Genomic DNA, 11424 nt, shown 5'->3' with positions numbered 1-11424 from the left:
GTGTGGATACGGACTGCTTACGATAAAAAGGTTCAGAGCAAATCCTCACTCTGAACCTTTTTGTGTGCATTGTTATTTAATGTGTAAAATCGTTCGTAATCTTGCTACTCGTGGTCCCAATAGCTGGTCGGCTAATCGTGACTTTAAGCAGAGATAGAGATAAATTCCTGCTCCGACTATTACCCCTGGAATCAAGGAGAAGAAAGCAGTGTAGCGCCCATATGAACTAACAAAATGGCCGATGATTAACATTACAATCTTTGTCCCAGCAAACATCACTAAGGAGTAAGCTAAAATCTGGTTAGTTGGTAGGGCCATCTTATCAAAACGTAGGTGGAATTCCATATTAAAGGAATGCAAGATTAAATAGTTAATTACAAACATTGAAATCCCGGTTGAAACCAGTGGTCCTAATCCTTCAAAGATCCAAATACATGGGAACTGGAGGATAAATTTAATTACGATTCCAATGGCTAAAAACATCATCATCTTCTTATTCTCAGAAATCCCCTGCATCATTGCTGCGGCTACAGTATACAAGCCTAACATGATCGAAATGTAAGCCGCAAATTGTAGTACTACGACCCCTGCCGCATCATAACGGTAAAAGACGGTGTAGATTTGCTGAGCAACCGCGGATAATCCAAGAGCTGCCGGAATCATCACAAAATAGAATAGCAAGAGAACATTTTGAATCTGTTTTCGCATTCCTTCCTGGTCATTCTGTGCGCGTGCAGTGGCTAATAATGGAATAACCGTTGCTGCCATTGCAGATGCTAAGGAAATAACAATCATGTATAGTTTGTTAGCATTGAAAGAGAATAATGCATAGAGTACTGTAACTTGATAATGCGAGAAGTTCCCCACCATTGACATCATTTTAGGGAAAGTAAACTGATCAATTAATTGATAAAGATTAATCCCTCCCTCGATAATAATAAATGGAATTGCCTGGTAAACAATATTCATAACTAATCGCATTGTAGATACTTCCGAATTAGGAATACTATTTTCTACTAATTCGTTCATTTCATTTAAATGCCGCATCCATGCAATTGCTAAAACCAAGATTGCTCCTAATGCACCAATAAAAGCTGCAAAAGTCGACTGAGTAACCGCACTTACCCAGCTCCCATGCTTAATCTTCATAATAAAATATGTTGCAGCCAACATATAAATGACACGAAATACTTGCTCAACAAACTGTGACATTGCTGACGGTGCCATCCAGTTATACCCTTGCAAAAATCCACGAGTAATTGACATTGCAGGAATAATTAAAACTGCCCACGCTAGCGATTGAATAACAGGAATAACATTAGGATCACCATTATCCATCAATCGTGCGCCAAACATCATGACAATCGCGCAAATAATTCCCATTGCCATCGATACGTACATTCCTGAATGATATAACTTCCTGCTAACCCCATATTGATTTATTCCATTATAGTGCGCTACTAGTTTTGAGATAGCAGAAGGGATTCCTGCTGTCGCAATAACTAAAACATATGAATAAATATTATACCCCTGAGCAAATAGGGCGTTCGCTTCATTACTATAAGCACCAAACCATGTAACCCACGGGATAACATAAAGGGCTCCTAATAGTCGTGAAGTAATACTTCCTGCAGTCATCCAAGCAGACCCACTCAGCATCTTTTCATGAGCATCTTTTTTAACTGCGGTGCTGCTCAAATCATTTACTTTATTTTCTTCCATGATTTGTTGCAATCCTACCTTTTTTATTTTAATCGAGTTTACACAATCTTAATCATTTTATCGTGAATAAAAAGCTGGTGCAATTCGATTTATCGTTTTTAATATTTCTTTAACCTAGTATTGTTCCAAATCGACAGTTACCATTTTAATGATTTGATCTGGATGTTGTTGCTTTAACACCTCTAATGAGCTTACGGAAGGGGCTTCTTCAAAGTGGCCGAGTTTATCATTAAGGGTAATTGCTAAGCCCAATTTAGCAAAATCCATCGCCTCATCCATTGTTTTCCCCTGGGTAAATGCTTCCGGCAAATCTGGAAAATCAACTTGAATTTCATTATCTTTCGGGGTAAAAATTGCTGGATAACTCACTATTTCCATAATTTATATCTCCTCAAATAAAAAGAAGCAGGAAAACATAGATTCCCTGCCCTTTATTAATTTACTATTTTGCAACAATGTTAACGATCTTGTTAGGGACAACAATGACTTTCTTAATATCCTTGCCGTCAGTAAACTTCTTAACATGTTCGTTTGCTAAAGCAAGTTGTTGTGCTTCATCGCGGTCAGTATCCTTGGCCATCTTAATCTTAGCCCGTACCTTACCGTTAACCTGGACGATCATTTCAACTTCATCTTCAACTAAAGCTTTTGGATCGTAAGTTGGCCATGATTGGTAAGTGATTGTATCACTCTCACCGAATTGACTCCAGAGTTCTTCAGCCATGTGAGGCATGATTGGTGCAATCATCTTTACAAAGCCTTTCATGTATTCAACTGGTAAATCATCAACCTTGTAGGCTTCGTTTACAAAGACCATCAATTGAGAAATAGCCGTGTTGAAGTGCATCCGTTCGTAGTCTTCGGTAACCTTCTTAACAGTTTGATTGTAAACCTTGGTAAGCTTACCATCATTGAAAGTGGATACCCGGTCACGGAGGTGGTTATTATCATCCATCAACAACCGCCATACACGTTGAACCCACTTATTAGCACCATGAAGTCCTTTTTCATCCCAAGGTACTGATTCTTCAAGTGGTCCCATGAACATTTCGTAAAGACGTAAAGTATCAGCCCCATATTGGTCAACAATGTCATCAGGGTTAACAACATTACCTTTGGACTTCGACATCTTTTCATGGTTTGAACCAAGAATCATCCCCTGGTTAACAAGCTTCATGAATGGTTCTTTAGTTGGTACGAGACCGAGGTCATAAAGAACCTTATGCCAGAATCGAGCATAGAGCAAGTGAAGAACAGCGTGTTCAGCTCCACCAACATAGAGATCAACTGGTGACCAGTAATCAAGAGCTTCTTTTGAGGCAAATTCCTTGTCATTATGAGGATCAGTGTACCGGAGCCAGTACCATGATGAACCGGCCCATTGTGGCATGGTGTTAGTCTCACGAAGACCATGACGACCATTTTCGTCATAAACGTTAACCCAATCTTCAACATTTGCTAATGGACTTTCACCAGTTCCTGATGGCTCGATGTTATCAGTCTTTGGTAATTCAAGTGGAAGTTCATCTTCTGGAACTAATGAGGTTGTCCCATCATCCCAGTGGATAACTGGAATTGGTTCACCCCAGTAACGTTGCCGACTGAAGATCCAATCACGAAGACGGTAGTTAACTTTCTTATGACCAACATCGTGTTCTTCAAGCCAATCGATCATCTTTTGCTTTGCATCAGCAATGTTCAAGCCATCAAGGAAACCAGAATTAATGTGCTTACCGTCACCATCAAAAGCACCTTCTGACACATCTGTTCCTTCAATAACAGGCTTAATTGGCAAGTCAAACTTAGTAGCAAAGTCATAATCACGTTGATCTCCGGAAGGAACAGCCATTACTGCCCCAGTTCCATATGAAGCAAGCACGTAATCACTAATCCAAATTGGTAGTTTTTCACCGTTAACTGGATTAATAACGTAAGAACCAGTAAATACACCAGTCTTGTCCTTGTTTAAGTCAGTCCGTTCAAGATCAGACCGCCGTGATGCTTCTTCCTTGTACTTTTCAACTTCCGCCTTGTGTTCTGGTGTTGTCAATTGGTCAACTAATTCTTGTTCGGGAGCAAGGACAACATAAGAAGCACCAAAAAGCGTATCTGCCCGCGTCGTAAATACTTCAATCTTAGTATCTTCACCCCCCACAACTGGGAAAAATACTGAAGCACCTTCTGAACGACCGATCCAGTTACGTTGCATTTCCTTAACGCTTTCTGGCCAGTCAACAAGGTCAAGGTCATCAATCAAACGGTCCGCATAAGCAGTAATCTTTAAAACCCATTGACGCATTGGCTTACGGTAAACGGGGTAGCCACCACGTTTAGTCTTGCCATCTTCAACCTCTTCGTTGGCAACAACTGTTCCACCCATAAAATCAGGGGCCCAGTTAACCATAATTTCACTTTCGTAAGCAAGCCCCTTCTTGTAGAGCTGTTCAAAAATCCATTGAGTCCACTTGTAGAACTTAGGATCAGTCGTATTTACTTCACGGTCCCAGTCATATGAGAACCCGAGTGATTGGATTTGGTCACGGAAATGATCAATATTTTTGTTCGTAAAGTCCTTGGGGTTATGACCAGTCTTTAACGCATATTGTTCAGCTGGCAAACCGAATGCATCCCACCCCATTGGATGTAAAACATTAAAGCCTTGCATCCGCTTCATCCGTGACATTACATCCGTAGCGGTATAACCTTCTGGGTGACCAACGTGGAGTCCTTGACCAGATGGATATGGGAACATGTCTAGTGCATAGTACTTCTTTTGATCCTTATTAAGGTCTGCTTTAAAAGTTTCATTCTTCTTCCAAAACTTTTGCCACTTTTTTTCAATCGTCTTATGATCGTAAGCCATATTTTCTACTCCTTATTCTGATTTTGATGATCGTAATAAAAAAGTCCCGTAGAAATCAATCTACGAGACGAAATAACTCCGCGGTACCACCCGTTTTCCATGGAAGCCATGGCGCTTAGGACCTTAACGCGGTAAACGTCATTACCTACTAAGATTCAGTAATAATCACATTTAGATGAGTTCGTAAATGACCAGTCTCCTGTTCACACCACCACAGGATCTCTGCTGCCCTCGTCAAAAACTACTATTTCTATTACGATCAAATATTTAACGCCTATTTTAACAACCACCGTTAATGATTGCAAGCGTGTAACTAAATTATTAGCCTAAAATTTCTTTTAATTCGTCAACTTTATCAAGGTGTTCCCATGGTAAGTCTACATCGGTCCGACCAAAGTGACCATAAGCAGCAGTTTGCTTATAAATTGGCCGCTTCAAGTCAAGCATTTCAATAATTCCAGCTGGACGTAAATCAAATACTTTTCGAACAGCAGCAATTAATTCTTCTTCTGAACGAGTACCGGTACCATAAGTATTAATCATGATCGATACTGGTTCTGCTACACCAATGGCATAAGCAACTTGAATTTCGGCCTTCTTAGCATAACCAGCTGCGACAATGTTTTTAGCAATATAGCGCGCAGCATAACTAGCAGAACGGTCAACCTTAGTAGCATCCTTTCCAGAAAAGGCTCCACCACCGTGATGGGCAGCCCCACCATAAGTATCAACAATAATCTTCCGTCCTGTTAAGCCGGCATCCCCTTGCGGTCCACCGATTACAAAGCGACCTGTTGGATTAATGAAGTACTTAGTTTGGTCATCAAGGTACTCAGCCGGAATGACTGCTTCAATCACTTGTTCTTTAATATCCTTTTTAATTTGATCAAGTGAAACCTCTGGATCATGCTGGGTACTTAAAACAACGGTGTCAACACGTAATGGCTTGTCATTCTCATCGTATTCTACAGTTACTTCGGCCTTTGCATCTGGACGAAGGTAAGAGATAACGCCATCCTTACGTAGTTGAGCAATCTTACGCATTAATTTATGGCTTAAAACCAATGTTAATGGCATATATTCAGGTGTTTCGTCAGTAGCGTAACCAAACATCAATCCTTGGTCACCGGCACCAATCTTATCAAGCGGATCAGCTTCACCTTCACGCGTTTCTAAGGAGTCATCAACCCCTTGCGCAATGTCTGGTGATTGTTCATCGATCGCAGTGATAACAGCACAGTTATCAGCATCGAAACCGTACTTGCCATCTGTATAACCGATCTTACGAATTGTGTCCCGCACAATCTGTTGGATATTAACGTAGGCCTTAGTAGAAACTTCACCAAAGACTAATACTAGTCCAGTAGTAACTGAGGTTTCAACTGCAACCCGTGAATCAGGATCCTTCTTAAGCAATTCATCTAAGATCGCGTCACTGATTTGGTCAGCAATCTTATCTGGATGTCCTTCTGATACTGATTCGGATGTAAATAAATGTCGTTCTGCCATTTTCTAATTCCCCCATATTCTATTGAAACTTTCAAATAGTTTGTAGTTGCGGTTACAAGGCATCTTCACGTTCAGACGTGAATCCTATCGGGAATTGCTTTATAACGATAATAATCTTAGCATAATTGTCAACCAACAATCAATGTTAATCCTTACATTCTTAATTTAAACGGGCATTGACCATCCCCACCGCTGTCATGAAAGAGTAAATAATTGTCGGACCAACAAATTTAAATCCATCCTTCCGCATTTGTTTGGCTATTTCTTCCGAAGCAGCCGTTTTAGGAGCTAATTCAATATCGGTAGTTAACCCCAAGTCTTGAGGCTGATCATCAACAAAGCGCCACACATAATTATCAAACGTCTTTCCCGTTTTCCGTAATTTTAAAATCACTTGTGCATTATTAATTACCGCTAATATTTTAAGACGATTACGAATAATAGTTTCATCCTCGCATAATCGATTAATATCTTCATCGGTAAATGATGCCACTTTTTCAATATTAAAGTTATCGAATGCCTGATTAAATGCTTCCCGTCGCCGCCAGATTGTCTGCCAAGTTAAACCAGCCTGAAATAATTCTAAAGATAACATTGCAAATAACTGCTGGTCATCATGAACTGGAAATCCCCAGTAGTGATCATAATAGTCTTGCATTTCTGGTGTCGCATTTGCCCATTGTGGTCGTTTAAGTGTCATTATCAATACCTCTTTTTTGTTTTCAAAATAAATAGGGAGCAGAAATTTTCTTCTCCCTATTTATATACTAATTTTTGGTTATTTTGTACTTTTTTCCTTATTAGTATTTTTTAGCATAAATGCTAGTACGAGACCAATCAATTCAGTGACGATCATGCCAATAAATACTAAATGATAGCCGTGAAGGGAAGCGACTTGCGCCGAACTTCCCCGTTGAAGTGCATTTGTAGTAGCAACCGTTAAGATCAGTGTTGAAATAGTAACACCCGCGGACCCGAGAACTTGCCGGACTGTTGTAATTACAGCTGTTCCGTGAGGCACTAATTCATCAGGTAAGGCATTTGCTCCCAGTGTGACGGCCGGCATCATTACAAAGGCATTTCCACCTTCAATCACCATTGCGCAAAGGATCATTCCCAATAAGCTGAGATGATTAAGGACGATTAATCCAGCAACCCAACCAATGATAATCATAAACATTCCCACCAGCATTGTCGGTTTAAACCCAATTTTATCAGCCAATTTTCCTGACAAAGGATTCAGGATACTAAGAAAAGCAGCTCCAGGCACTAGGGCCATTCCAGAAACAAATGGACTAACTTTTAATACTCCCTGATAATAAAGGGGAAAAATAATTGTCGTTACAATTAAGGCAATATATGAAATCGACGTTAAAAGAATTGCTAAATCATAATTAAAAGTCTTCAATACCCGTAATTCCAATAGCGGGTGCTTGAGGTGAAGCTGCCGAATGCAGAACCAGATAACCGCAATAAGACTAACGATAAAAATCCCTGCATTTATTTCCCATGCAGGATTCTTTTTTCCGGTTTGGTCAACAACGTACATAATCCCAATTAATCCAACTAGTAAAATTACTGATAGCCAATCAAGGTTCGTTTCATGGCGTTCCATTACATCTTGGATCAGTCCGCTAGCAGCCATTAAAATAATTATGGAAATAACAAGCATGAAGAGGATAAAAAGGCTCTTCCAGCTAAAGAACTTTAGAACAATTCCTGAAACAATCGGTCCACAGGCAAGGGCGGATCCCATTACCAAACCAGCAATCCCCATCGTTGAGCCCCGCTCTTCTTTAGGCGTAATCTCAAGCAAAACAGTTTGGTATGATGGGAATAAAACTCCAACGGCAAAAGCTTCCATGGCCCGTCCAATCATCATAAACCAGAAACCATTAATTCCCCAAGATGATGGTGTTAAAACAATCATCAAGGATCCGATATCAAATAGTCCTAGTGCTCCAATAAACATTGTCTTAAAACTCATATTGTTGAGCATCCATGGGCTAATTGGCATGCTGACACACATTACGAGCATAAAACCAGTCGTCAGCCATTGAACGGTTGATGCTGAAATCCCAAAAGCGTTCATTAAAGTTGGATAGGCAGTTGACAACGATGATTGACTAATCGACATCGTAAAGGTACCAACTAGTAAAGTAAAAATAAACCAAAAGCGACTATAACTTTTTCCATTGCGTGCGATACTTTGATCCATATCATTCTCTCCTTCTTTAGAATAATTATTATCTGACCGTTAATTATTATATGTTTTGAATTAGTGAATGTAAATGTTATAATGTCAATAGATTATAATTATTTTAAGAAAGGGGACGACATTATGGCAGAAGCAGAATTTGATCGAGCTCTTGACCATCTCCGTGAAAACAAGGTTCGTCTTACTCCCCAGCGGAAAACTATCTTAAATTACTTAATCAATCATCATACTCATCCAAGTGTCGAAATGATTTATGATGACCTTAAAGACACAGTTGACAATATCAGCATGGCAACTGTATACAATACCCTAAAGCTCTTCGTTGATTACAATCTCGTAATTGAGTTAAAAAATGGTGATGGTAGTACCCACTTTGATTATTTCGGCCACCCGCATTATCATGTCGTCTGCGATAATTGTGGTAAGATTTCTGATGTTTTTGATGAACATTTTACTGCAATCACGAAAGAATTAACGGTTATGACTCATGAAAAGACTGGCTATCTAGTTACAGGAAATAACATCGAAGTCCATGGCATTTGTCCCGAGTGTCAACGTAAATTACATTTGAATCGTTAGTAAAAAATTCCCCGAAAACTCGGGGAATTTTTTATGCTTTCTTTTGTGTTAATGAAGCAACGGCAAGAATTGCAAACCAAGCCAATGTTAGTATAAGAGCAATTAAAGTTTGTTTCTCCATACATAAAACAATTAGCACAATAAAAAGAAAAACTAAAATAACATAGTCAGTAAAAGGTGCGCCTGGCATCTTAAAAGTCCTTGATTGCGGATGCTGACGAATATATTTTAAATGTGCCAAGATGATAGCAGCCCATACAAAGAGAAAACTCGTGGTAGCAATACTGGAAACAAAAGTAAAAACTCCTTCTGGCATTACTAAGTTTAAGATAGCGGCAATTCCAATAACGACTGCAGAAATAATAACCGCTGTTGCAGGCACCGACCGCTTAGATAAGCGACTAATCTTACGGATAACAGGCCGATGAGCAGTAGAGGTTAACTCAGCTAGCATCCGACCAGTTGTATATAGAGAACTATTACAAGCAGAAGCCGCAGCAGTAATTACTACAAAATTAACGATACTAGCAGCCCCCGGAAGACCGATGTCGCGAAAAACAAGGACAAACGGACTATTGCTTGGTGAAAGTTTACTCCACGGATAAATGCACATAATGACAGCCAAAGCACCGATATAAAAGAGCATAATTCGAATAGGAATACCATTAATTGCCTTAGGAATAACAACTTTAGGATTCTCTGCCTCAGCCGCTGTCACCCCTACCATTTCAATTCCAACAAAGGCAAATACAACCATTTGAAAAGAAAGCATGAAGCCCTTTGTCCCGGTAGCAAAAAAGCCCCCATCATTAACTAAATTAGCAGGAGTAGCGAGATAGCCGCTTGCCGAATGAAAATGAAGTAAAACTAAAATGACACCAACGACAATTAAAATAACAATTGCCAAAATTTTAATAAGGGCAAACCAAAATTCGAGTTCACCAAACGTACTAACAGTCATTAGATTTAATCCCAATAAAATTAGGAGAGTTATTAATCCAGGTAACCATTGGGGAACTTGAGGAAACCATAGTTGAAAATATAAGCCAATGGCGGTAACTTCGGCCATTGCCAATGCTAGCCAACACACCCAATAAGCCCAGCCCATTACAAAACTCACGCGATTACCAAGATAATCACGAATCGCATCCATAAACGAATGATAATGTAAGTCGGAAAGAAGCAACTCTCCCAGGGCCCGCATAATTCCAAAACAAATAATCCCAGTAATTAAATATGCTAAAAGGATTGCTGGACCAGCAGCGTGAATTGCCTTCCCCGATCCAAGAAATAATCCTGTCCCAATCGTTCCGCCAAGCGCCATTAATTGAATATGACGGCTTTTAAGCTTACGTGTAAATTCTTGTTTTTCTGCCATGATCCTCTCTCTTTCTCAATAATTGAAGTTTTATTAATCCTAGTTAGGTTTACTAGTCATTACTAAAAAAATCAACTATGATATATAACATTGAAAACCTATTGTATACCATTTTTCGTAGAAGGAGAAATTACATTGTACGCATTAGTTCACTGGATCCCATTTTTTATTTATTTTTTTGCAGGATCTGTCCTCGTTACCCATAATCACCTTTGGGAAAAATTTCCTAACTTCAGCCAGCATATTACAATTGCAACCTTTTTTATCTATTTAACTGCTATCGACTGGCTTTGTCTAACCCCTTCAATGTTTAATTTTAGTTCTGCTAACAAACTTTTATTTTATTTTCACGGCGTACCATTTAATATCATCCCCCTCCAAGGACTCAGCCAAGAATTTTTCTTAAATATTGTGATGACCTTACCACTAGGAGTTTATCTTTATTTAATTAATCACCAAATGCCCTTCAGTCGTGCTATTCTTTACGGCTTTTTCTTCAGCTTATTTATCGAGTGTAACCAATTTGTTTGCGACCTTCTTTTCCATATTGGAAGGGTTGCCGATGTGGATGATTTGATTAGCAATACCATCGGAACTACAATTGGTTTTGCAGTAATGATCATACTTGATCAAACGATTTTTCATCAAGTTATTAAACAATTTATGCTAGTAGGTGGAAAATCTGATAAACTGAATAACTGAGGTGGTAAAAGATGATTACAAATGAACAAAGAGCGCATGATATTGCTCTTACCTTACTACAATCCCGAGCAAAAGATCTAAAGCCAATCGAAGCATATCATGAATATGTCAATTCATTATTACCAATCTTAAAGGAGATTGATAAGGATTTTCCCAACGGTATTAAAGAGCACCTTTAATTTCCCGGGAAATTACGACAAAAGGAGCTGTGACATAAGTTAGGTCACTTCCACAAAATACGAACAGCGCAGTATAACAATGGCCTTCAGCGTTCGACTTTGCCGGACGCTGAAGGCCTATTGTTGCTTGCGGGGGCTCCCAGAGGCTAGCTTCGCATCAAAAAACGAAGTCACAAGTAACTTCTGTCTCGCTCCCTTTCCTACGATTAGTCAAGAAAAATATTTAGAAAAGAAGAGTATACTAAACTAACCCGGTTCTTCTTCAAAAATCGAG

General features: G+C 39.3%; 10 protein-coding genes, 1 riboswitch and 1 other annotated feature. Of the genes, 3 read left to right on the top strand and 7 right to left on the bottom strand.

Annotated features, from left to right (window positions below; all coding sequences use genetic code 11):
* Nucleotides 1-72: 72 nt before the first annotated feature.
* The 6 genes from AACL61_RS06475 to AACL61_RS06450 all read right to left on the bottom strand — a co-directional run bounded on the left by AACL61_RS06475 (nt 73) and on the right by AACL61_RS06450 (nt 8312).
* A complete protein-coding gene (locus AACL61_RS06475) occupies nt 73-1722 on the bottom strand; it encodes a putative polysaccharide biosynthesis protein (RefSeq protein WP_102816060.1) in 1650 nt (549 codons plus the stop codon).
* Between the two features lie 114 nt (nt 1723-1836).
* Nucleotides 1837-2100: a type II toxin-antitoxin system HicB family antitoxin gene (locus AACL61_RS06470; RefSeq protein WP_003664210.1), complete on the bottom strand. Its 264-nt coding sequence runs from the start codon at nt 2098-2100 to the stop codon at nt 1837-1839.
* Nucleotides 2101-2164: 64 nt separating this feature from the next.
* Nucleotides 2165-4585, bottom strand: coding sequence for a leucine--tRNA ligase (gene leuS / locus AACL61_RS06465; protein ID WP_102816061.1), 2421 nt, complete (start codon nt 4583-4585; stop codon nt 2165-2167).
* Nucleotides 4586-4645: 60 nt separating this feature from the next.
* Nucleotides 4646-4854, bottom strand: a binding site (T-box leader).
* A 52-nt stretch (nt 4855-4906) separates the two neighbouring features.
* Nucleotides 4907-6094: a methionine adenosyltransferase gene (gene metK, locus AACL61_RS06460; RefSeq protein ID WP_003664212.1), complete on the bottom strand. Its 1188-nt coding sequence runs from the start codon at nt 6092-6094 to the stop codon at nt 4907-4909.
* A riboswitch (SMK box riboswitch) is annotated at nt 6092-6204 on the bottom strand. (Overlaps the previous gene by 3 nt.)
* Before the next feature lie 50 nt (nt 6205-6254).
* Nucleotides 6255-6794: a DNA-3-methyladenine glycosylase I gene (locus AACL61_RS06455; protein ID WP_339111144.1), complete on the bottom strand. Its 540-nt coding sequence runs from the start codon at nt 6792-6794 to the stop codon at nt 6255-6257.
* A gap of 78 nt (nt 6795-6872) precedes the next feature.
* Complete coding sequence (locus AACL61_RS06450; RefSeq protein WP_078009464.1) at nt 6873-8312, bottom strand: MFS transporter; 1440 nt, start codon at nt 8310-8312, stop codon at nt 6873-6875.
* A gap of 123 nt (nt 8313-8435) precedes the next feature.
* On the opposite strand from AACL61_RS06450, the gene AACL61_RS06445 reads away from it, so the two are divergent.
* A complete protein-coding gene (locus AACL61_RS06445) occupies nt 8436-8891 on the top strand; it encodes a Fur family transcriptional regulator (RefSeq protein ID WP_035159873.1) in 456 nt (151 codons plus the stop codon).
* A 31-nt stretch (nt 8892-8922) separates the two neighbouring features.
* On the opposite strand, the gene AACL61_RS06440 is transcribed toward AACL61_RS06445, so the two are convergent.
* Nucleotides 8923-10269 carry an amino acid permease gene (locus tag AACL61_RS06440; RefSeq protein ID WP_085680941.1) on the bottom strand — a complete coding sequence of 449 codons (1347 nt, stop codon included), beginning with the start codon at nt 10267-10269 and terminating at the stop codon, nt 8923-8925.
* A gap of 90 nt (nt 10270-10359) precedes the next feature.
* On the opposite strand from AACL61_RS06440, the gene AACL61_RS06435 reads away from it, so the two are divergent.
* Together AACL61_RS06435 and AACL61_RS06430 are read left to right on the top strand one after the other, a co-directional pair.
* Nucleotides 10360-10971, top strand: coding sequence for a VanZ family protein (locus AACL61_RS06435; protein ID WP_019251755.1), 612 nt, complete (start codon nt 10360-10362; stop codon nt 10969-10971).
* Between the two features lie 11 nt (nt 10972-10982).
* Entirely contained in the window at nt 10983-11150 is a 168-nt protein-coding gene (locus AACL61_RS06430; RefSeq protein WP_003664220.1) for a hypothetical protein, read from the top strand.
* Nucleotides 11151-11424: the final 274 nt, after the last annotated feature.

The organism is Limosilactobacillus reuteri subsp. porcinus (genome assembly GCF_036621895.1).
GTDB classification, from domain to species: Bacteria; Bacillota; Bacilli; order Lactobacillales; family Lactobacillaceae; genus Limosilactobacillus; species Limosilactobacillus reuteri_J.
Note: the sequence above shows the minus strand (reverse complement) of the source record. Positions and strands in the feature narration are given on the sequence as shown.

Coding starts and splice junctions, on each gene's coding strand:
- AACL61_RS06475 (WP_102816060.1), bottom strand. CDS start 1,722: ATGGAAGAAAATAAAGTAAATGATTTGAGCAGCACCGCAGTTAAAAAA.
- AACL61_RS06470 (WP_003664210.1), bottom strand. CDS start 2,100: ATGGAAATAGTGAGTTATCCAGCAATTTTTACCCCGAAAGATAATGAA.
- leuS (WP_102816061.1), bottom strand. CDS start 4,585: ATGGCTTACGATCATAAGACGATTGAAAAAAAGTGGCAAAAGTTTTGG.
- metK (WP_003664212.1), bottom strand. CDS start 6,094: ATGGCAGAACGACATTTATTTACATCCGAATCAGTATCAGAAGGACAT.
- AACL61_RS06455 (WP_339111144.1), bottom strand. CDS start 6,794: ATGACACTTAAACGACCACAATGGGCAAATGCGACACCAGAAATGCAA.
- AACL61_RS06450 (WP_078009464.1), bottom strand. CDS start 8,312: ATGGATCAAAGTATCGCACGCAATGGAAAAAGTTATAGTCGCTTTTGG.
- AACL61_RS06445 (WP_035159873.1), top strand. CDS start 8,436: ATGGCAGAAGCAGAATTTGATCGAGCTCTTGACCATCTCCGTGAAAAC.
- AACL61_RS06440 (WP_085680941.1), bottom strand. CDS start 10,269: ATGGCAGAAAAACAAGAATTTACACGTAAGCTTAAAAGCCGTCATATT.
- AACL61_RS06430 (WP_003664220.1), top strand. CDS start 10,983: ATGATTACAAATGAACAAAGAGCGCATGATATTGCTCTTACCTTACTA.